General features: G+C 32.8%; 18 protein-coding genes and 1 other RNA gene. 12 read left to right on the top strand and 7 right to left on the bottom strand.

Annotation, left to right across the window (positions count from 1 at the left end):
- Window position 1: 1 nt before the first annotated feature.
- Entirely contained in the window at window positions 2-1,510 is a 1,509-nt protein-coding gene (dnaB, locus tag AC1EUY_RS08660) for a replicative DNA helicase (protein ID WP_480195123.1), read from the bottom strand.
- A gap of 139 nt (window positions 1,511-1,649) precedes the next feature.
- Here dnaB and AC1EUY_RS08665 point away from each other — a divergent pair, with 139 nt between their 5' ends.
- The 9 genes from AC1EUY_RS08665 (at window position 1,650) to AC1EUY_RS08705 (ending at window position 13,895) form a co-directional block, all read left to right on the top strand.
- Window positions 1,650-2,726: a DUF3810 domain-containing protein gene (locus AC1EUY_RS08665; RefSeq protein ID WP_480195124.1), complete on the top strand. Its 1,077-nt coding sequence runs from the start codon at window positions 1,650-1,652 to the stop codon at window positions 2,724-2,726.
- 93 nt (window positions 2,727-2,819) lie between these two features.
- Window positions 2,820-5,849 carry an amidohydrolase family protein gene (locus tag AC1EUY_RS08670; protein ID WP_480195125.1) on the top strand — a complete coding sequence of 1,010 codons (3,030 nt, stop codon included), beginning with the start codon at window positions 2,820-2,822 and terminating at the stop codon, window positions 5,847-5,849.
- A gap of 10 nt (window positions 5,850-5,859) precedes the next feature.
- Window positions 5,860-7,167, top strand: coding sequence for an amidohydrolase family protein (locus AC1EUY_RS08675; protein ID WP_480195126.1), 1,308 nt, complete (start codon window positions 5,860-5,862; stop codon window positions 7,165-7,167).
- Between the two features lie 65 nt (window positions 7,168-7,232).
- Window positions 7,233-8,030 carry a TrmH family RNA methyltransferase gene (locus tag AC1EUY_RS08680; protein ID WP_480195127.1) on the top strand — a complete coding sequence of 266 codons (798 nt, stop codon included), beginning with the start codon at window positions 7,233-7,235 and terminating at the stop codon, window positions 8,028-8,030.
- Window positions 8,030-8,497, top strand: a complete 468-nt coding sequence (locus AC1EUY_RS08685) for a C40 family peptidase (protein ID WP_480195128.1) — start codon at window positions 8,030-8,032, stop codon at window positions 8,495-8,497. Before AC1EUY_RS08680 ends, AC1EUY_RS08685 begins: the two co-directional genes overlap by 1 nt.
- Before the next feature lie 74 nt (window positions 8,498-8,571).
- Window positions 8,572-9,804: a M48 family metallopeptidase gene (locus AC1EUY_RS08690; RefSeq protein ID WP_480195129.1), complete on the top strand. Its 1,233-nt coding sequence runs from the start codon at window positions 8,572-8,574 to the stop codon at window positions 9,802-9,804.
- A 53-nt stretch (window positions 9,805-9,857) separates the two neighbouring features.
- Window positions 9,858-12,074, top strand: a complete 2,217-nt coding sequence (locus AC1EUY_RS08695; RefSeq protein WP_480195130.1) for a RelA/SpoT family protein — start codon at window positions 9,858-9,860, stop codon at window positions 12,072-12,074.
- An 87-nt stretch (window positions 12,075-12,161) separates the two neighbouring features.
- A complete protein-coding gene (locus AC1EUY_RS08700; RefSeq protein ID WP_480195131.1) occupies window positions 12,162-12,614 on the top strand; it encodes a Fur family transcriptional regulator in 453 nt (150 codons plus the stop codon).
- A gap of 9 nt (window positions 12,615-12,623) precedes the next feature.
- The gene (locus tag AC1EUY_RS08705; RefSeq protein WP_480195132.1) at window positions 12,624-13,895 is read left to right on the top strand and encodes an adenylosuccinate synthase; all 1,272 of its coding nucleotides are present in this window, start codon (window positions 12,624-12,626) and stop codon (window positions 13,893-13,895) included.
- Between the two features lie 18 nt (window positions 13,896-13,913).
- Here the strand turns inward: AC1EUY_RS08705 and AC1EUY_RS08710 are convergent, their stop codons facing one another.
- A complete protein-coding gene (locus AC1EUY_RS08710; protein WP_480195133.1) occupies window positions 13,914-14,084 on the bottom strand; it encodes a lmo0937 family membrane protein in 171 nt (56 codons plus the stop codon).
- A 187-nt stretch (window positions 14,085-14,271) separates the two neighbouring features.
- On the opposite strand from AC1EUY_RS08710, the gene AC1EUY_RS08715 reads away from it, so the two are divergent.
- The 3 genes from AC1EUY_RS08715 to AC1EUY_RS08725 all read left to right on the top strand — a co-directional run bounded on the left by AC1EUY_RS08715 (window position 14,272) and on the right by AC1EUY_RS08725 (window position 17,477).
- Window positions 14,272-15,855 carry an OstA-like protein gene (locus tag AC1EUY_RS08715; RefSeq protein ID WP_480195134.1) on the top strand — a complete coding sequence of 528 codons (1,584 nt, stop codon included), beginning with the start codon at window positions 14,272-14,274 and terminating at the stop codon, window positions 15,853-15,855.
- A 5-nt stretch (window positions 15,856-15,860) separates the two neighbouring features.
- Window positions 15,861-17,048 carry an aspartate aminotransferase family protein gene (locus AC1EUY_RS08720; RefSeq protein ID WP_480195135.1) on the top strand — a complete coding sequence of 396 codons (1,188 nt, stop codon included), beginning with the start codon at window positions 15,861-15,863 and terminating at the stop codon, window positions 17,046-17,048.
- 96 nt (window positions 17,049-17,144) lie between these two features.
- Complete coding sequence (locus AC1EUY_RS08725) at window positions 17,145-17,477, top strand: hypothetical protein (RefSeq protein WP_480195136.1); 333 nt, start codon at window positions 17,145-17,147, stop codon at window positions 17,475-17,477.
- A gap of 65 nt (window positions 17,478-17,542) precedes the next feature.
- Here the strand turns inward: AC1EUY_RS08725 and AC1EUY_RS08730 are convergent, their stop codons facing one another.
- The 5 genes from AC1EUY_RS08730 to dnaJ form a co-directional block, all read right to left on the bottom strand.
- Window positions 17,543-18,124, bottom strand: coding sequence for a TlpA family protein disulfide reductase (locus AC1EUY_RS08730; protein ID WP_480195137.1), 582 nt, complete (start codon window positions 18,122-18,124; stop codon window positions 17,543-17,545).
- 108 nt (window positions 18,125-18,232) lie between these two features.
- Window positions 18,233-19,135, bottom strand: coding sequence for an anti-sigma factor domain-containing protein (locus AC1EUY_RS08735; protein WP_480195138.1), 903 nt, complete (start codon window positions 19,133-19,135; stop codon window positions 18,233-18,235).
- A gap of 144 nt (window positions 19,136-19,279) precedes the next feature.
- Window positions 19,280-19,951, bottom strand: coding sequence for a Crp/Fnr family transcriptional regulator (locus AC1EUY_RS08740; RefSeq protein ID WP_480195139.1), 672 nt, complete (start codon window positions 19,949-19,951; stop codon window positions 19,280-19,282).
- 47 nt (window positions 19,952-19,998) lie between these two features.
- Window positions 19,999-20,307: RNase P RNA component class A (gene rnpB / locus AC1EUY_RS08745), an RNA gene on the bottom strand.
- 337 nt (window positions 20,308-20,644) lie between these two features.
- Window positions 20,645-21,769, bottom strand: coding sequence for a molecular chaperone DnaJ (dnaJ, locus tag AC1EUY_RS08750; RefSeq protein ID WP_480195140.1), 1,125 nt, complete (start codon window positions 21,767-21,769; stop codon window positions 20,645-20,647).
- Between the last annotated feature and the right edge of the window lie 2 nt (window positions 21,770-21,771).

A 21,771-nucleotide genomic window follows, 5' to 3' on the forward strand; every position in this document is an offset into this window, starting at 1 on the left:
TTTAAAACGGAACATCTCCGTCATCGGAAGTTCCAAATACATCTTCGGCATTAGGTAGTTGATTTGGTGTAATAAAATCATTCATCTTTGACTGAAATTCTGTTGAGAATGCTTCTTCAAGATCAGAAAATTGTGCCAAATGCCCTGTAAACTTCAATCGAATATTATCTAAACCACCATTTCTATGTTTGGCAACAATAAATTCAGCTTGACCTTCACATGGACTTCTTTCTTCATCATCCCATTCTGTGTGACCATAGTATTCTGGTCTATAAATAAACGAAACAATATCAGCATCCTGCTCTATCGCTCCAGATTCACGTAAATCTGATAATAATGGGCGTTTGCTTCCTCCACGTGTTTCTACCGCACGCGATAATTGAGATAATGCAATGACTGGTATATTTAATTCTTTTGCTAACGCTTTTAAATTTCGTGAGATCATTGAAATTTCTTGCTCACGATTTCCGCCACCTGCATTACCAGCGGTCATTAATTGCAAATAATCAATTACAATAATTTTGATATCATGCTGTGATGCTAAACGACGCGCCTTCGCTCTAAGGTCAAAAATAGATAGTGATGGCGTGTCATCTATAAAAATAGGTGCTTTCGAAAGGTTTTTAACTTTTACGTTTAATTGCTCCCATTCATGAGGTGCTAAATCTCCTTTTCGTAATTTACCAGAAGAAATTCCTGTTTCACTAGAGATCATTCTGGTAATTAACTGTACCGAAGACATCTCTAAAGAAAATACAGCAACAGGTATACCAAAATCGATTGCCATATTCTTAGACATCGACATTACAAATGCTGTTTTACCCATACCAGGCCTCGCAGCTAATATAACAAGATCTGAAGGTTGCCAACCCGAAGTAAGTGCGTCTAATTTCGTAAATCCAGTAGCTACACCACTCATGCCATCTTGGCTTGATATCTCTTCAATCTTTTTAAGTGCTTGGCTTACCAAACCCTCAGCAGACTCTGAACTCTTTTTTAAATTACCTTGTGTAACTTCAAATAATTTAGTCTCTGCCGAATCTAAGAGATCAAAAACATCTGAAGTTTCATCATAAGCCTCATCGATAATTTCTGAAGAAATAGAGATCAATCTACGTTGAATATATTTTTGCAAAATAATTCTTGCATGAAATTCAATGTGCGCAGATGAGGCTACTTTTTGAGTTAAATTAACCAGATAAAAATCACCTCCTATTCGCTCAAGTTTACCCTCTTTACGCAAACTATTAGAAACTGTAAGTAAATCTATCGGCTCAGAATCATTAAACAACTTAAAAATGGTATCGTAAATATCTTGATGTGCCTGTTTGTAAAAAGCGTCTGCATGCAAAATATCAATAACAGTATCTACACCTTTTTTATCAATCATCATAGCTCCCAATACAGCTTCCTCTAAATCAACCGCTTGAGGTGGTAACTTTCCTTTTTCAAGATTAATTACCGATGCTTTTTTAATATTTTTTGCTCGAACAGGCCTTAGATTTTCCATCAGGCAAATGTAATTTTTTAAACCTTAACTCTTCACGAATTTACTATTTAATTTGTGCACAGAATCTGTTGATAAATTAAAGTTTTGTTAATAAGTCTCACAATTATTAAGCCAATAAATATTTACCTATTTTTGAGTAATGAAATCACTAAAAATAGCTAGAATTCTTACTGTATTATTACCACTACAGATACTTTTTATATCCATTTTATCTGCATATCCTCATATTATTGAGCAGTATTATTCAAAAGGTATTTATCTAATAATTTCTAGAGTATTTAGAAAAGTTTTTGGTTGGTTACCTATTTCAGTAGGCGATATCTATTATACGCTTTTAGGGATATTTTTTATTTACGCCATTTACAAACTTTTTAAAGGAGGCTTTCTTAAAAACATCCAAAGAAAATTATGGCATTTTGGCGCGTTTTTATCTGTCTTCTATTTTCTTTTCTACTTTTTATGGGGTATCAACTATTATCGTTCTTCTTTATTCGAATCACTCGAATTACATAAAAAAGAATACACAAAAAATGAATTAATAGCGTTGTCTCAAGAGCTACTAGAAAACACTAAAAAAATACACCAACAAATTACTACTAATGATACACTTAAGGTTGTTATTAATCAAGACAAAGAAACCATAATCAAAAAAGCCGTATTGGGTTATGATGCTCTTGAGAAAAAGATACCAAAATTTAAATATGCATCTCCATCTATAAAAAAGTCATTGTATAGTTTACCACTTACTTATATGGGATTCTCTGGTTATTTTAATCCCTTTTCTGGGGAAGCTCAAGTAGATTATTTAGTGCCAAAAACTAGTTTGCCTACTATAGCTACACATGAGATTGCACACCAATTAGGGTATGCTTCTGAGAGTGAGGCAAATTTTATAGGTTTTCTAGCAGCTATTCACCATCAAGAAAAATACTATCAATACACAGGTTATTTAAAAGCGCTACGTTATACGGTTGCCGCTACTTATGGCAAAGATTCTGTTGCTGGTAAACGTCTGATTGATTCTATCCCAAAAGGAATAAAAAAGAACATCCTAGAATCACAAAATTTTTGGAGAACGTATCAAAATAAAGCTGAACCTTTCTTTAAAATATTCTACGACAACTATCTAAAAGTCAATCAACAAAAAGATGGTATTAAAGGATATAGCAATATGGTAGGCTTACTTGTTGCCTATAGAAAAAAGTATGAGTTTTAATTTTCTTAAAATAGTGTTAAAATCTACAAAACTTTCCTTAACTCAATTTATCGTTTTACCTTTATATCATTAATTAACTCATCAAATTTTTATATGAAAAAAAATAACTTCATTATGTTATTGGGAGTTGTTTTTGTTTTTTGGTTTTCATTAAGACCAATAGCACAAGAATACATTCCTAAAAATGATGGTGTAAAAACCACAAACGAAAATTATACTGCTTTTACCAATGCCAAGATCTATATTACACCTACAAATGTTATAGAAAATGGAACACTGCTTATTAAAAAAGGTAAGGTAGTTGCATCTGGAGCTAACATAAAAGTTCCTGAAAATTCTTTAGTCGTTGATCTTAAAGGAAAACATATTTATCCTTCTTTTATAGAAATATACTCTGATTTCGGAATTGAGAAACCTAAACGACAAAATGGCTTTGGACAAGCCCCTCAATATGATTCAAAACGTAAAGGATATTATTGGAATGAACATATAACTCCTGAAATTGAGGCATTAGAAAAGCTAAAATTCGATACTAAAAAAGCAAAGGAACTTGTAAAGTCTGGTTTTGGAGTTGTGAATACACATTTTCAAGATGGTATCATTAGAGGTACGAGTGTATTGGTTGCCTTAAATGATCAAGTCGGTAATGACAAACGAATTTTAAGTGATCGTACTGCACAACATTTTTCCTTTAGAAAAGGAAATAGTTCTAGACAATCATACCCTACCTCTTTAATGGGAGCAATGGCTTTAATTCGCCAAGTGTATCATGATGCAAAATGGTATCAAAACGGAGGTTCAGAAACAAAAGACTGGTCATTAGAAGCTTTTAATAAAAATAAAAAATTGCCACAAATATTCGATGCGGGGAGTCTTGCAAACGATTTAAGAGCCGACAAAATAGGTAATGAATTCGGTGTAAACTATATCATTAAAGGTGGTGGAGATGAATATGCAAGAATTAACGATATAAAAAGTACTAATGCTAGTTATATTATCCCAATTGATTTTCCTGCTGCTTATGATGTTAGTGATCCTATAAATGCTGCTGTGGTTGAATTAAAAGATATGCGTCATTGGAACCAAGCGCCGACAAATCCTAAAGTTTTAGCAGAAAATGGAGTGCTTTTTGCGCTTACTACTGCAGATTTGAAAAAGGTGAGTAGTTTTAAAAATAATTTAATGACCGCAATAAAACATGGCTTAGATAAAACCAAGGCACTAGAAGCGTTGACTACTATCCCAGCACAATTATTAGGTAAAAGTGCCATGATTGGTAATCTTAATAAAGGAGCTATTGCTAATTTCTTAATTACTTCTGGAAATATTTTTGATAAGAAAACAACACTCTATGAGAATTGGATACAAGGTCATAAAAATGTAATCAATGAAATGAATCTAAAGGATATTCGTGGTGATTATGATCTCAATATCGTTGGTAATACGTATGATTTGAAACTTTCAGGTGAACTGTCTAAACTAAAGTCTGAATTAAAAAAGGATAGTGTTAAGATGGATTCAAAAGTAGTTTATAAAGATGGTTGGTTCAATCTAATTTATATTCCGTCAGATGAGAAAGAAAAAAGATTTGTAAGATTATCTGCTGTTATTGGAGATTCTGATACTCTTTCAGGAACTGGGACTTTAGCCAGTGGCAGCTCAACAAATTGGTCAGCAACTAAGAAAGAGTCGAATGATAAAAAGGATGAAAAGAAAAAAGATAGTGAGAAACAGGATGATTTAGTTATTATGCCAGTTACCTACCCTAACACTGCATATGGTCTATCAGAAAAGGTTAAACAAGAAACTGTTTTATTTAAAAATGCAACTGTTTGGACGAATGAAACGGATGGTATTTTAGAGAATACAGATGTTTTAGTTCAGAACGGTAAGATTTCTAATATTGGAAAAAATTTATCAGCCAATGGGGCACGAGAAATTGACGCTACGGGTAAGCATCTTACAGCTGGTATTGTTGATGAGCATTCTCATATAGCTGCAGCGGCTATTAATGAAGCAGGGCATAATTCATCTGCAGAAGTTACCATAGAAGACGTTGTGAGCGATGATGATATTAATTTATTTAGAAATCTTTCTGGCGGCGTAACTTCTATTCAGATCTTACATGGTTCGGCAAATCCAATTGGTGGACGATCGGCTGTTATTAAATTAAAATGGGGTGAAAAAGCTGACAAACTAATTAACCCTAATGCAGATCCATTCATCAAGTTTGCTTTAGGAGAAAACGTGAAACAAAGTAATTGGGGAGATAATGCGAATTCTCGTTTTCCGCAAACACGTATGGGTGTTGAACAAGTTTATACTGATTATTTTCAACGAGCAAAAGAATATGATCAACAGTGGAAAGCTTATAACGCATTATCAAAAAAGGTGAAAGCTAGAACTAAGGCTCCGAGAAAAGATATTGAATTAGAAGTTTTAGCTCAAATACTTAATAAAGAACGTTTTATTTCTTGTCATTCTTATGTGCAAAGTGAGATTAATATGTTAATGAAAGTTGCTGAAAAGTTTGATTTTAACGTAAACACATTCACACATATCTTAGAAGGCTATAAGGTAGCAGATAAAATGAAAGAACATGGTGTCGCCGGATCTACTTTTTCTGATTGGTGGGCCTATAAATATGAAGTAAATGATGCAATCCCTTTTAATGCAGCTATTATGCACAATGCAGGTGTTTTAACCGCTATTAATAGTGATGACCGCGAAATGTCGAGGAGGCTAAATCAAGAAGCAGCGAAATCGGTAAAATATGGAGGTGTTTCTGAAGAAGATGCATGGAAATTTGTAACGCTTAATCCTGCAAAAATGTTACATATCGATGACAGAGTTGGTAGTGTTAAAATTGGTAAAGATGCAGATTTAGTACTTTGGACAGAGCATCCGATGTCAATCTATGCGAAAGCAGAGAAAACCATGATTGAAGGTGGAATTTATTATGATTTAGAAAAGTTACCTGAAATGCAAAAAGCTATTGATAAAGAAAGAAATCAATTAATAAATATGATGCTTGAGGCGAAAAATAAGGGCATGAAGACACAGACTCCCAAAACTAAGAAAAAAGAAGCTTTTCACTGTGACACATTAATCTATCAACAATAAAATAAAAGACATGAAAAATTTAATAAAATTAGTACTTGTTTCGATGCTGTTGGTAGGTTCTTTAGCGTATGCACAGCAGACACCAGCACCTAAACAAAGTGAATCTATATTAATAACGGGGGCAGTTGCACATATTGGTAACGGACAGGTAATTCAAAATAGTGCTATTGGTTTTGAAAATGGGAAGATTACTTTTATAGGTAATGCATCAGAAGCTAATACTGGGAGTTTCTCTAAAGTTATTAATGCCTCGGGCAAACATGTGTATCCAGGATTTATTGCTGCAAATACCTCTTTAGGTCTCGCAGAAATAGATGCCGTAAGAGCGACTAGAGACTTTGATGAAATAGGCACTATGATACCCCATATACGAAGTTTGATCGCTTATAATGCAGAATCTAAGGTAGTAGAAAGCATGCGTCCTAACGGCGTTCTAATAGCTCAAATTGCGCCTAGAGGCGGAACTATTTCTGGAACGTCTTCTGTAGTACAATTAGATGCTTGGAACTGGGAAGATGCTGCAATAAAAGTAGATGACGGTATTCATCTTAATTGGCCATCAGTATTTCAAAGAGGTCGTTGGTGGTTAGGAGAAGACCCTGCTTTTAAACCAAGTAAAAATTACAAAAAACAAATTGATGATATAGCAAATTTCTTTAGCAATGCAAAGGCCTACGAAAAAAGCGGCAAGAGAAAAAGACATTTACCCTATGAAGCCGTTCAGGGTCTTTATGACGGAAGTAAAAAATTATATGTACGTGCCTCAAAAGAAAAAGCGATTGTTGATGCTGTTAACTGGGCAAAAAAAGCGGGAATTAAATACGTGGTTCTTGTGCATGGAGATGAAGCCGAAAAAACTGCTGATCTACTTAAGAAACATGATATTCCAGTATTAGTGCCTAGACCTCATCGTTTGCCTTGGGCTGAAGACCATGACGTTTTAGGGCCTTTTAAATTAGCTAAACAATTAACAGATAAAGGCTTGACTGTTGCTATTGAAATGGAAGGACAAATGGAACGTATGAATACACGCAACCTACCTTTTTATGCAGGCTCCTATGCAGCGCATGGTTTAGATAAAGAAAAAGCCGTGCAACTTATTACATTAAATGCAGCAAAAATATTAGGTATAGATACAATTGCGGGGAGTTTAGAAACTGGTAAAGATGCTACACTCTTTATTTCTAAAGGCGATGCGCTTGATATGCGTACTAATATTATAGAAAAGGCATTTATTCAAGGTCGTGACATTAGTTTAGAAACACATCAAACTAAATTGTTTAAAAGATACTCAGACAAACTATCTACCAGAAATTAACATTTTTCAAGGTCGTTAAAAGCTCCCTAATTGGGAGCTTTTTATATTTTTGACAAATTTTAACCGTGTATAAAGAAATAGCAAGCATACAAAATCAACTAATCAAACATATTTTACAGCTTCAAGAAAAGTCAAGATCTCGTAAGAAGCACAGGCAATTTGTAGTTGAGGGTGAACGAGAAATACGACTTGCAATACAAGGTGGTTATCAAATAGAATTTCTATTATTTTGTGATGTAATTTTTAATACTTCTAAAATCGAAGACTTTACAATTGAAACTTCTAGAATCATCAAAATTAGTAGAGATGTTTACCAAAAGTTAGCATTTAGAGAAAGTACTGAAGGTCTTATTGCTATGTTTCGTTCAAAATCACTAAGTCTTTCAGAATTAAAATTCAAGAGACCTAATCTACTTATTTTAATAACCGAAGCTCCAGAAAAACCAGGAAACATCGGTGCTTTGCTTAGAACAGCTGATGCTGCTAATTTAGATGCGGTCATCATAGCAAATCCTAAAACAGATTTATATAACCCTAATATCATCCGCTCTAGCGTTGGCTGTGTATTTACGAATCAAATTGCTAGTGGTACAACAGCTGAAGTTATTAGTTTTTTAAAAGAGAAAAACATTACTATCTATTGCGCTGCACTTACAGCTTCTAAAGAATATCATAAAATAGATTATTCTAGTAGTTCAGCATTGGTGGTTGGTACAGAAGCAACTGGATTAAGTGAAAAGTGGCTCAATAATAGTGATCAAAACATTATTATTCCTATGCAAGGCGCGATAGACTCATTAAATGTTTCTGTTTCGGCAGGGATTTTGATTTATGAAGCTAAAAGGCAACGAAAATTCGATTAATGACAAAGTTTAAATGTATTCTCACTTCTGTTTTACTAGCATTGCTTATACAAGGTTGTGGTAGTTCAAAAAATGTAAAAAAAGCGAAAGTAGTAACCATAGATAAAAAACTCTCAACAGAATTCAATCGCTACAAAGGAGTTAAATATAAATATGGTGGTACCGATAAAAATGGTTTCGATTGTTCTGGTTTTGTTGGTAAGGTATATACTAATGCCTTCAATATACAATTACCTCGAACTACTAAAGAAATGGTTTTAAAAGGCAGAAAAGTTGGGAAAAACAATCTTAAAGTGGGCGATCTGGTCTTTTTTAAACCAACCCGCAGATACAATCATGTTGGTATTTATGTTGGTAATGGATATTTTATGCATAGCTCTACCAGCAAAGGTGTTATCAAATCTAAACTAGATAATGGCTATTGGAAAAAAAAGTATCGACAAGCGCGTCGAATACTTAAAAAATGATGAAACCCTAAAGTTTGAAGATTTGTTGGTTTACACTATCTTCGCAGGTTAGAATTTATATTAAAATACAATTCATGACGGCCACTCTCTTATTTAATATACTTATTGCAATAATTGCAGTTAACTTTTTAATTGATAAATACTTAGATTATTTAAATGCCAAACATTTTAATGATAAAATACCCAATGAATTAAAAGATGTTTATGAAGAAGAAACATACTACAAATCTCAAGCATATAAAAAAGAAAATTTTAAATTCTCTTCTATAATTTCAATAGTTTCATTTATAGCTACATTAGCTTTTTTCTATTTTGACGGATTTGCTTTTGTTGACAATTTTGCCAGAACTTTTAGTTCAAATGAAATTGTAATAGCACTTATATTTTTCGGAATAATACTATTAGGTAGCGACATACTCACTACACCATTAGCTTACTACAAGACATTTGTGATTGAAGAAAAGTACGGATTTAATAAATCAACGAAAAAACTATTTTTTATAGATAAAATCAAAGGATGGCTACTCACTATTATACTTGGTGGTGGCATATTGGCTTTAATTATTTGGTTCTATCAATTGACAGGTAAGAATTTCTGGATCTATACTTGGGTATTCATTGCTGTATTTTCATTATTTATGACCTTGTTTTATTCTACTTTAATAGTTCCATTGTTTAATAAACAAACTCCTTTAAAAGATGGTGAATTGAAAACAAAACTAAATGAATTTGCTAGAAAGGTAGGGTTTAACTTAGATAAAATATTTGTTATTGATGGTTCTAAACGTTCTACCAGAGCAAATGCATATTTTACAGGATTTGGTTCTAAAAAACGTATTGTATTGTACGATACTTTAATTAATGATTTAGAGCCTGATGAGATTGTATCTGTACTTGCACATGAAGTAGGTCACTATAAAAAGAAACATGTTATTTTTAATATTACTTTATCTATTATTACTACGGGCATTATGCTATATATCTTGTCACTATTTATTGATAGTAAGCTATTAGCAAATGCTTTATCAGTAAAAATTCCCAGTTTTCATATAAGTTTAATTGCCTTTGGCGTGCTCTATACACCTATTTCTGAACTTATTGGATTGTTTATGAATTATATTTCCCGCAAATTTGAATATCAAGCAGATGATTATGCTAAGAAACATCACAATGCTACAACTCTCATTTCTTCTCTAAAAAAATTATCTAAAAACAACTTAAGTAATTTAACGCCTCATAAGAGTTATGTATTTGCTCATTATTCACATCCAACGTTATTGCAAAGAGTAAAAAATTTGAATAAATAGCTAACGACGCCATTATACTTGTCTAAGAAGAATCTTTATACTATTTTTAATATATGGCTTATACAGCAACATTAGAAGATGAACGAAAAGAGATAACGAAACGTTATAAAGATATGTTGAGTGAAACCTATCAAACGCTTAATGCGGATGATAAAAAACTCATCAGAAGCGCTTTTGACGTTGCTGTTGATGCGCACAAAGACCAACGACGAAAAACAGGTGAACCTTATATTTATCATCCTATTGCCGTTGCTAAAATTGTTGCAAATGAAATTGGCTTAGGCGCTATATCTATTGCTGCTGCCCTACTTCATGATGTTGTTGAAGATTCTGACGATTACACGTTTAATGATATAGAACGTCTCTTTGGAGAAACCATAGCACGTGTGGTAAATGGCCTTACAAAAATATCTAATCTTAGTAAAGAGCAAGATATTTCGATTCAAGCTGAGAATTTTCGAAAAATGCTGTTAACACTTAATGATGATGTTCGTGTAATTCTTATTAAAATAGCTGACCGCTTGCATAATATGCAAACTATGGATGCGATGCCAGCACATAAGCAAGTTAAAATTTCATCAGAAACGCTATATATCTATGCTCCGTTAGCACATCGGTTAGGGTTGTACAATATAAAAACTGAATTAGAAGATTTAGGATTAAAATACACAGAACCCGAAGTGTATAATGATATTTCAATTAAAATACAAGACAGTAAAGAAGATCAAAATACCTATATTCAAGAATTTTCTAATGTCATTAAATCTTCACTTGACAAAGAAAAATTAAAATATACGATTAAAGGGCGTTCAAAATCAATCTATTCAATACGTAAAAAAATGCTTAATCAAGGAGTTTCTTTTGATGAAGTATATGATAAGTTTGCTGTTAGGATCATCTATAAGTCAACCGAGAAACGTGAGAAATTTGATGCTTGGAAGATTTATTCGATAGTTACAGATCATTTTAGACCCAATCCAAATCGATTGCGTGATTGGATATCACAACCTAAGTCAACAGGTTATGAATCATTACACATAACCGTAATGGGTACTAAAGGGCGTTGGGTAGAAGTTCAAATTCGTTCTGAACGAATGGATGAAATCGCTGAAAAAGGTTATGCTGCTCACTTTAAATATAAGCACGCTAACGAAAAAGATTCTGGTCTCGATGGTTGGTTAAATAGACTTAAAGAAACTTTAGAAAATAAAGATATCAATGCAGTTGACTTTGTAGAACAATTTAAGTTAAATCTCTATGCAAAAGAGATTTACATATTCACACCTAAAGGAGATATTAAATCATTACCAAAAGGTGCTACTACCATCGATTTTGCTTTTGCTATTCATACAGAAGTAGGTATGCGTTGCCGAGGAGCCCGAGTAAATGGTAAATTGGTTCCGTTAAGTTATGAATTAAAAAGTGGTGATCAAGTTGATATTATTACCTCAGATAAACAAAAGCCTAAATTAAGCTGGTTAGAGATTGCACAAACTGCGCGTGCCAAATCTAAAATTAGAACCGCACTTAAAGAAGAACAAAAGCAAATAGCAGAAGAAGGTAAAGAAGTATTAACAAGGAAACTTCGACATTTAAAGATTCAATTAAACGAGAAAACGGTAAACGAACTTGTAAATCATTTTAAATTAAAAACTAGTCTCGATTTATTCTACAGAGTAGGTACTGGCTCGATAGACAATCAACAAATAAAAGAATATGTTGCTCAGAGGTCTAATGCACTTTACAGTTTCTTTAAAAGAAATATTCGCCGCACACCATCCTCTAATGAGCAACAGACTGAACAAGAGATTACTAATAAATACGATTTATTAGTTTTTGGTAAAGATGAACAAAAACTAGATTATAAATTAGCAAATTGCTGCCACCCAATAGCTGGTGACAAAGTGTTTGGATTTGTAACAGTTAATGAAGGTATAAAAGTACATAAACAGAACTGCCCAAATGCCATTAGTCTCCAATCTCAATTTGCCTATAGAATTATGCCTGCAAAATGGATAGATTCTTCGCAACAAGAATATAAAGTTACACTACGTATCACTGGGTTAGATAATATGGGACTTGTTAATGAGGTAACTAAGCTCATTTCGAATTCTATGCATGTAAATATTCATAGTATCAATATTGCTGGTAACGAAGGAGTTTTTGATGGTAAATTAGCAGTAAGTATTAAAAATAAAAACCAATTAAAAAAGCTTATAAACAGGCTTAAAAGCATAGAGGGTATCGATAAAGTATATCGTATGGATTGATTGTTTAAAAGATGTTAATCTTTTTAACTAACAGCTTTACAAATCACCTAATTAAAATGTAAATTTGTCTGATAACTTACTAAAGTTTTGAAAAACGTAGAAAACAATAAAAATCAAGAGATCGTAAAAAACGTATTTACAAAATTTCTTGAAAGTAATAGTCATAGAAAGACACCAGAACGGTACGCCATTCTACAAGAAATCTATGACCATAACGATCATTTCGATATTGAATCTTTATACATCTATATGAAGAATAAAAACTATCGAGTAAGTCGAGCTACGTTGTATAATACTATTGAATTGTTATTAGAATGTGGTTTGGTGAGACGCCATCAATTTGGGCAAAACCAAGCACATTATGAAAAGTCTTATTTTGATAAGCAACACGATCACTTAATCATAGAAGATACAAATGAAGTTATTGAATTTTGTGATCCGAGAATTCAAATAATTAAAAAAACCATAGAAGAAGTTTTTGATGTTAAAATTGAAAAACATTCACTTTATTTCTATGGAACCAAAAACCAAAAAAAATAGCACAACTAAATGGCAGTAGATTTATTATTAGGACTACAATGGGGAGATGAAGGAAAAGGTAAAATTGTAGATGTTCTAACCAAAAACTATGATATTATAGCCCGATTTCAAGGTGGTCCAAATGCTGGTCACACTTTAATATTTGATGGTAATAAACATGTACTTCATACAATACCCAGCGGGATTTTTCATAATAATGCCATTAATATTGTCGGGAATGGAGTCGTAATTGATCCTGTAATCTTTAAAAGAGAATTAGATAATCTTACTAAATATAATATTGATTTCAAATCGAAATTATTAATATCTCGTAAAGCGCATTTAATACTTCCAACACATAGATTGCTAGATGCTGCTTCTGAGACATCAAAAGGAAAGGCAAAAATTGGTTCTACACTTAAAGGAATTGGCCCGACCTATATGGATAAAACTGGTAGAAATGGAATTCGCGTAGGAGATCTTGAATTAGACAATTGGAAAGAAAAATATAAAACATTAACCGAAAAGCATATTAAAATGCTTAATTTCTTTGATGTTGATATTCAATACGACCTAATTGAATTAGAAAATGAATTTAGTAAGGCGGTAACCTCGCTTAAAGAACTCACCTTTATTGATAGTGAAGAATATTTACATCAAGCTATGAGAAGTGGTAAATCTATCTTAGCTGAAGGTGCCCAAGGTTCTTTGTTAGATATTGATTTTGGAACCTATCCTTTTGTAACATCTTCAAATACAACCGCTGCAGGTGCCTGCACTGGTTTAGGTGTTTCCCCGAATAGTATCGGTGATGTATTTGGTATTTTTAAAGCTTATACTACTCGGGTGGGCTCAGGACCATTTCCAACAGAATTATTTGATAAGGATGGTGAAACCATGGGGCGCGTAGGCCATGAATTCGGGGCTACTACAGGTCGTCCTCGTCGTTGCGGATGGCTAGATCTAGTTGCACTAAAGTATGCAGTACAAGTAAATGGCGTAACACAACTTATGATGATGAAAGGAGATGTGCTTTCAGGTTTTGATACTATAAAAGTTTGTACATCGTATAACTACAAAGGAAAAGAAATTACACACCTGCCTTATAATATAGAGCCAGAAAATGTTTCTGTAACTTATACTGAGATGAAAGGCTGGAAAGATGATTTAACCAAAATGACATCTGAAGATGAATTACCAGAAAATCTGAATCAGTACATACAATTCATTGAAAAAGCATTAGAAGTGCCTATTAAAATTGTTTCTGTAGGCCCCGATAGAAAGCAAACTATCTTAAGGTAATCTATATATGTAAGAATATCAATTTAAAGGCTTTCTACCTGATATTATATTATACAAAATAATAATAACTGCGATAACTAATAAATAATGTAATAGATTACTGGTTGCAATACCTTGTACTATGCCTAAAAGACCTAATAACCATATTATTATAAGAACTACTGCAACAAACCAAAGCACTGATTTCATCAATTAAGAATTTAGAATTAATATACACTAAGATACTTATTTTTTTTAACTCTTATATTTTTTTGGATCTAACAGAAGGTTTAATATTAGGTTGGGTGTATATAAGATGAGCTTATTTAACAATAAATTAAAGGTATCAAATCTTTACAATCAGTCTTTTTCTTAGTTTTGCAGCAAATTATAAGGTTTGAAAAAACTATTTTTTATTATTGTTTTTCTTTGTAGCATCCCTGCTTTAACGCAACAAAAACGTATTCAGATAGTGCATGCTGATAATTCAACTGTTGATGAAGAAAAATATCCAGGTGCAACTATTTTATTGGGCAATGTCTATGTAGAACATGAAGGCATTTCTTTACGAAGTAAAAAAGCCATCCATTATAAAAAGGACAATACATTAGAGGCATTTGGTGATGTAGTTTTAAATCAGGGAGATACCATTACTCAAACAAGTAAATTTGTAGCATATAATGGTAATACTAAAAAGGCGCTCTCGTGGGGTGATGTCGTTTTAAAAGATCCTCTGATGACCCTCACAACAGATACCTTACGATTCGACAGACTAAAGCAACAATTGTATTATAGAAATGGTGCAACGATAAAAGACACTACCAATGTACTAACGAGTACTGTAGGCAACTATTACCTCAAAAATTCAAAGTTTCAGGCGCAACATGATGTTGTACTTACGAATCCTGATTATGTTTTAAAATCGAACCATCTAGAATATTTTACCGATAGTGGTAAAACACATTTATTTGGCGCATCCACTATTACGGGGAAAGAAAACTTTATCTATACAGAAAGGGGTTTTTACGATACAAAAAATAATATTTCTCATTTTACTAAGAATTCACGAATTGAGTATAATAACAGAGAACTGAAGGCAGATAGTTTATATTATGATCGAACTAATGGTTATGCTTCTGCAACTAAAAATATTCAACTTAAAGATACTACAAACAATTCCGTGGTCAGGGGTGGTTATGCTGAATTCTTTAAAAATCTTGATTCTGCTTATGTTGTTGATCGTGCTGTAGCTGTTATGGAAATAGAAAAAGACTCTATATATATTCATGGTGATACCTTATTAGTAACTGGTAAACCAGAAAACAGGATCGTAAGCGCTTACAAACGTGTAAAATTTTTTAAAAGTAACCTCAGTGGCAAATGTGATTCTATCCACACAAATCAAGTAACGGGTATCACCACTTTATTTAGAGACCCTGTAGTTTGGTCTGAAAACAACCAAATTACTGGAGACACTATTCAGCTTTTATCAAATAAAAAAACAGAACAGTTAGATAGTTTAAAAGTTTTACGAAATACGTTTATTGTACAAAAAGATTCTTCTGGATTTAATCAAATAAAAGGTCGTGATTTATTCGGTAAGTTTGAAGATAATGATTTGAGAATAGCAGATATAAAAGGTAATGGAGAAATGATTTACTATGCACGTGATGAACAAACTAATGACCTTATAGGTATCGATAAAACTACATGTAGTTCTATGCGTTTTTTATTTAAAGATAGTCAAATCACTGAGGCTCGCTTTTTAACCAAACCCGTTGGAGAGACATATCCTCCTTCAAAATTTCCAGAAGCATCGCGTAAACTCAAAGGTTTTATTTGGCGTGAAAGCGAAAGACCACTTACCAAGGATGCTATTTTTATTAAAGATAACTTGAAGACTACAGATGAAGGTGCACTTTCGAATAAAAAAGTAAAAAAACAAAGTACAGAAGTATTGCTTGATATCGAAGAAAATTAAAGATTTTGAAGAAAGACTTCTTTACATATCAAGCACAAACAACACCACATCCTTTAGCTTTAGAAATTTCTCATGCCGATGGAAGTTATATTTATGACACCAACGGAAAACAATATTTAGATTTTATAGCAGGTGTTTCTGCTAATACACTAGGTCATAATCATCCTAAGATAAAAAAAGCCATTATTGATCAGCTCGACAAATATACACATGTGATGGTGTATGGCGAGTTCATTCAACAGCCTCAGGTTGAGTTATGTAAAACTTTAGTTGCTACATTACCTAAACAACTAAATTCTGTTTACTTAGTAAATTCTGGTACAGAAGCTACAGAAGGTGCTTTAAAACTTGCCAAAAAAGTAACAAAGCGTTCAGAAATAATCGCTGCTAAGAATGCCTATCATGGCAATACGCAAGGCGCCATGAGTGTTTGTGGTGTTGAAGAAAAGAATAGCGCTTTTAGACCTCTTTTACCCAATGTAAAGTTTATTGAATTTAACAACCTTATTAATTTAGATAAAATTACCGCAAAAACTGCTGCAGTTATTTTAGAGACCATTCAAGGTGGCGCAGGATTCATAGAACCAAAAAATAACTATCTAAAATTAGTGCAAGAGCGTTGCCATGAAGTAGGTGCTTTGCTAATACTAGATGAAATTCAAACAGGCATTGGGCGTACAGGTGTTTTTTGGGGTTTCGAAAATTACAACGTAATACCAGATATTATAATTACTGGAAAAGGTCTAGGCGGTGGTATGCCTATAGGAGCTTTTATAGCTAATAATCAAAAAATGAAAAGCCTATCAAACCATCCAAAATTAGGACATATAACTACATTTGGTGGGCATCCAATCATTACGGCGGCGGCACTTGCAACATTAAAAGAGTTGCAAAAGACCAATCTAATAACACAAACTTTAGAAAAGGAGAAATTAATTAGACAACTATTACAGCATTCAGCGATTAAAGAAATTCGTGGTAAAGGCTTAATGCTTGTATTAGTAATGGAATCTAGTGAATTAGCTTCTAAAGTGATATTAAAATGTCTGGAAAAAGGATTATTACTCTTTTGGCTTCTTTATGAAGATCGTGCAATACGAATTACACCTCCTCTTACTATTTCACATTCAGAAATTGAAACTGGATGTTCACTAATTTTATCGGCAATCAACGATTGTGTTAAGAAAAGTTAACGTTTATTAAAATATCGTTAAATGCAACTTTCACATGTAACAACCTTTAAATTTTCATCGTCTTATAGGTGTAAGTTTAATATAAAATAATCCATCATGAAAAAAATTAAATTATTTGTAGCCTTAATCGCTTTAATGGTTACTACATTATCATTCGCAAATGAAGAAGAACCAACTACTAAAGAGTTACATCAACAAATCGTAACTATACTTAGTGATCCTGCAGAAAAATTCTCTGAAGGAACAATAGAAGCTGAAGTATCCTTCACCTTAAATGACAATAGTGAAATTGTAATACTTTCTGTAAAATCTGAAAACAACTCGGTAGAAAGCTACGTTAAAAATAAATTGAACTATAAGAAAGTATTTGTAAAAGCATTAAATGAAGGAAAAATCTATAGAATGCCTTTAAAAATAGTAAACCAATAGAGAAGCATTATTATATAAATATTTGAGTTATTTAAAAGCCGTTGATGCTGACATCAGCGGTTTTTTTATTCATTAATAAGATTGTCTAAAGTCTCTCTAACAGCTTTACTATCCCAATCAGCAGGGCCAAATTCTTCAAGTGCTACTCTACCATTTTTGTCTAATATAAAGGTTGCAGGTATACTAGTTGTATTAATTGCTTTTGGAATAGCCGATATAGCATTATAAGTTGGAAATTTAAAACCTTTTTTATCGTAATACTTCTGCACGGCTTTTTTCCCGTCGGTAGTTACGAATAGAAAAGTAACTTTATCTCCGTAATCTTTGTATAGGTTATTTAGTGAAGGCATTTCAGCTCTACAAGGTGGGCACCATGTTGCCCAATGGTTTATAAATACTACTTTTCCTTGCTGGGCATTTAAATTTGTATCTACTGCATTATGCACACCTTTAAGCGCAACATTAAGAGTACTTAATGAAATTCTCTCATTAGAGTCTAAAATACTAGGTGGGATAATTTTACTTTTAATATAAGCAAACCCTTGTGTTAATTTAGCTCTTACTGGCAAACCTATTGGGGTTAGTAAAAAAAATATAAAGGCAATGAAAAGCCCATTATACAAGAAGCTCTTATACTTTTTATTCATTTATATACTATTTATACAGTAGCTTTATTTTGGAGATATGTTACAAATTTAAACTAAAAATGTGATATCGATTGATATCACATTTTTATCTATTATTTAAATTTAAAATTATCTAGAAACACTTCCTGTTGGGAATGATGCATTGCTAAACGTTAAATCATATGTTGCTGGAGCTGTATCATTACCAGCTGTACCGGTTAAAGGTTTTAATAAAAATGGTGCTGGTGAATTATCTGGAGAAGGTTCAACTGATATCACTATCGTTCTACCTCTTATGTCTAAAGGAAAAGTAAAACCTGAAGGTGCATTGTTGAAAAAGTCTTCTCCTGGAATTGGTGGTCCTGTATTTTCTGTACCACTAAACGAAGTTGCAGCTCCTGCATTATCATCAGGTACATTAAACGCTGTAAATGTTCCTGTAGATAAAGGTCCTACTCCATCAACAACTACCCAACCTTCATATTTCCAACCAGCTTCTAATGTTGGTAATGTCAAAGCTGGTGCTGGCGGCATTCCTGGTAAGCCAAACCATATACCACTTTCGTCGTTTCCATTATTTGCTGTTCCTGCTGGCTCGTCTGTTGGTGCTCTCAAAAAGAATTTACCAGCTGGGTTTATCGAATTAAAATCTGCAACAGTACCTATAGATACATCAGCTTTAGATCCGTTAAAATCACCAACTAATAATTTTGTATCTGCAGGTGTTGCTGCTGCTTGACCAGTTTCTCCAGCAGGTTCAATTGTTAAAACAAACCTTGTTGCCGCAGCTAGATCTCTAGAGTTAACAGCAAATGTTTGACTTGTGGCAGTACTAGTAAAAGTTCCTGTGCTTATTGGAGCATTGTTAACTATAATCCACCCTTCATAAACATGTGTAGCACCTAAATCTTCTAAACCATTAATATTCAGCGTTAGGTTGGCTGTTGCTGATGATCCGTCATCATCATTCGAACATGACAGTGTTACTAATAACATAGCAACAAAGGTCAATCTTAAAATTTTTTTCACCATAATTTATTTTTGTTTTTAAAATACTTTTCTAAAAATAATTTTAGAATCTATAGAAACTTTGTTCTTTATAAGTGTAAACTATTTTTAGTTATTAAAAAACAAATTTACAACCAGTCAATAATTTAAAATGTTAGCTAGCTAACATTAAGCAACTTTTTTTAAAATTCTTATCTCTTTTCTGTTAAACTCAATTATATTTTCTTCTTTAAGTTCATTTAACAAAGTATTTAATGTAGGGCGAGAAGTACCGATTAAAGTAGCAATATCTTTTTGCGTGTAAGGGTTATGAATAACCATATCGCCAGTTTCTTCACAATTATAGCCGTAATCTTCACACATTTCATGTAAAAATTCTAAAAGACGTGTTTTTGTATCTTTAAACAAAAGTAATTGTAATCTTCGTTCTAGCTTTTTAATTCGCAATCCTATAAATTTATAAATCTTGAAACTTACGGAAATATTATCACGCATTATCGAGTACAAATTATCTTTGGTAACTAAGCAAATAGATGTAGCATTATCAATAGATTGTGCGAATTCATTACGCTTATCTATGCCTAAAATTGCTTTTTCTCCAAAAATTTCACCTTTTGTAAGTATCGCTTTTATAACCTCATCTCCTTCTTCAGTATAATAACCGATTTTAACTTTACCCTTATCTATTAAATAAATCTTATTAGCCTCATCTTCTTCAAAATAGATATAGTCACTCTTCTTGTAGTTAGATAATTGATGTGATTCTTTATACGCAGGATATTTATGAGGGCAAAGAATTTTGAACAGATTAATATCTTCGAAATACCATAAATTATTCATAAAAAGATATTTTCTTAATTTTGTCGGGCAAAAAAATCAAAACTTACAAAAAAAGTAGGCCATAAGCTGGATTCTGTTCTTCTATATAGAAGTCCTTATCATTTATCTCGATCATACATTACTATATGATTCTAGCTGCTTACCCCTTGAAATCGAACGAGTAGTTCTCGAGCTTCAATATACGTAGCATTGCACCTCATAGAGTTTACCTGATTTCACTACAGCCTAACTGTACTTGCTTTCTGTTGCACTGGTCCTCAACTTACGCTGGACGGATGTTATCCGTTATGATACTCTGTGGTGTCCAGACTTTCCTCTATAACAAATAATTTTATAGCGATAAGGTAGCCTACTTCGTTGCAAATGTAACTGTAAAAATGATCTAAAAAAAATCCCACTCACTAAAAAAGGAGTGGGAAAATTGCTATGAAAAAGAAATATTACTGTACTATTAAACCAGTAATACAACTATACAACGTAAAGTAGATATTTATATTGTATCGTATATATAAAAAATATTTTTTTGTAAAAAAAGGTATAAAAAAACCCACTCTTTTAGAGTGGGAAAATTGCTATGAAAAAGAAAAAGTGTCGAACACATAATGTTCAACCTTGCAAATATATAAATTTTTATATACTAAAAAACAAATTCAATAAAAAAATGTATTTATTTTTAAAAAATTAACGCTTCTTTTAAGAAAACATGTCTTTCACTTTTTCGAAAAATGACTTTTCAGAAGTTGTTGGTTCTGGTTTAAAATTGGTGTCATCTTTCATGTTTTCAAAGAATTGACGTTGTTCTTTCGTCAACTCTCTTGGTGTCCATACGTTTACATGTACCAATAAATCTCCTTTACCATAACCATCTAAACTAGGTAATCCTTTTCCGCGTAAGCGTAAAATTTTACCAGATTGTACACCGTTATCAATCTTAACACGAACCTTACCTGTTAGCGTATCAATTTCTTTATTTCCGCCTAATACTGCTTCAGAAAAACTAACATACATATCATAATGCAGATTGTTTCCTTCACGTTTAAGACTTTTGTGCTCTTCTTCTTGAATTACCACAAGTAAATCACCTGATATGCCATTATTACCAGGTGCTTCATTACCCTTGCCTGCTACTTTTAATTGTACTCCATCGGTAACACCAGGTGGAATTTTTATAGAAACATTTTCTTCTTTTACGATGAGACCATTAGCATCTGCCCCTGCAGGTTTCTTATCTAGTGACTCTCCCGCACCTTGACAAGTTGGGCAGGTTGTAGCCGTTTGCATTCTACCTAACATCGTATTCATAACTTTCATTACTTGCCCTTGACCATTACAAGTACTACATCTTTTATAGGTAACCCCAGTCGCCTGAACTTTACGTTTTACTTTTACTTTTTTCTCTACACCATTTAAAATTTCTTCTAAAGAAAGTTTCACACGAATACGAAGGTTACTGCCTTTTACTCGGGCATTACCTCCTCCACTTCCACCAAAACCGCTAAAAGCTCCACCAAAGGCTCCACCGAAAATATCACCAAATTGACTAAAGATATCTTCCATATTCATACCTCCGCCAAAGCCTCCAGCTCCACTATTTTCAAAAGCTGCATGACCGAATTGATCGTAACGTGCTTTTTTATCTGAGTCACTTAGCACTTCATAAGCTTCAGCAGCTTTTTTAAACATTTCTTCGGCTTCTTTATCTCCTGGGTTTTTATCAGGATGATATTTAATAGCCATTTTTCGATATGCTTTTTTAATTTCTGTCGCCGATGCGCTTTTACTTATGCCTAATATTTCGTAATAATCTTGTTTTGCCATCT

It is taken from the genome of Maritimimonas sp. 2210JD6-3 (genome assembly GCF_056591795.1).

Bases quoted from the DNA above. Each gene is read 5' to 3' on its own strand.
- dnaB (WP_480195123.1), bottom strand. From the start codon at position 1,510: ATGGAAAATCTAAGGCCTGTTCGAGCAAAAAATATTAAAAAAGCATCG.
- AC1EUY_RS08665 (WP_480195124.1), top strand. From the start codon at position 1,650: ATGAAATCACTAAAAATAGCTAGAATTCTTACTGTATTATTACCACTA.
- AC1EUY_RS08670 (WP_480195125.1), top strand. From the start codon at position 2,820: ATGAAAAAAAATAACTTCATTATGTTATTGGGAGTTGTTTTTGTTTTT.
- AC1EUY_RS08675 (WP_480195126.1), top strand. From the start codon at position 5,860: ATGAAAAATTTAATAAAATTAGTACTTGTTTCGATGCTGTTGGTAGGT.
- AC1EUY_RS08685 (WP_480195128.1), top strand. From the start codon at position 8,030: ATGACAAAGTTTAAATGTATTCTCACTTCTGTTTTACTAGCATTGCTT.
- AC1EUY_RS08690 (WP_480195129.1), top strand. From the start codon at position 8,572: ATGACGGCCACTCTCTTATTTAATATACTTATTGCAATAATTGCAGTT.
- AC1EUY_RS08695 (WP_480195130.1), top strand. From the start codon at position 9,858: ATGGCTTATACAGCAACATTAGAAGATGAACGAAAAGAGATAACGAAA.
- AC1EUY_RS08705 (WP_480195132.1), top strand. From the start codon at position 12,624: ATGGCAGTAGATTTATTATTAGGACTACAATGGGGAGATGAAGGAAAA.
- AC1EUY_RS08710 (WP_480195133.1), bottom strand. From the start codon at position 14,084: ATGAAATCAGTGCTTTGGTTTGTTGCAGTAGTTCTTATAATAATATGG.
- AC1EUY_RS08725 (WP_480195136.1), top strand. From the start codon at position 17,145: ATGAAAAAAATTAAATTATTTGTAGCCTTAATCGCTTTAATGGTTACT.
- AC1EUY_RS08730 (WP_480195137.1), bottom strand. From the start codon at position 18,124: ATGAATAAAAAGTATAAGAGCTTCTTGTATAATGGGCTTTTCATTGCC.
- AC1EUY_RS08735 (WP_480195138.1), bottom strand. From the start codon at position 19,135: ATGGTGAAAAAAATTTTAAGATTGACCTTTGTTGCTATGTTATTAGTA.
- AC1EUY_RS08740 (WP_480195139.1), bottom strand. From the start codon at position 19,951: ATGAATAATTTATGGTATTTCGAAGATATTAATCTGTTCAAAATTCTT.
- dnaJ (WP_480195140.1), bottom strand. From the start codon at position 21,769: ATGGCAAAACAAGATTATTACGAAATATTAGGCATAAGTAAAAGCGCA.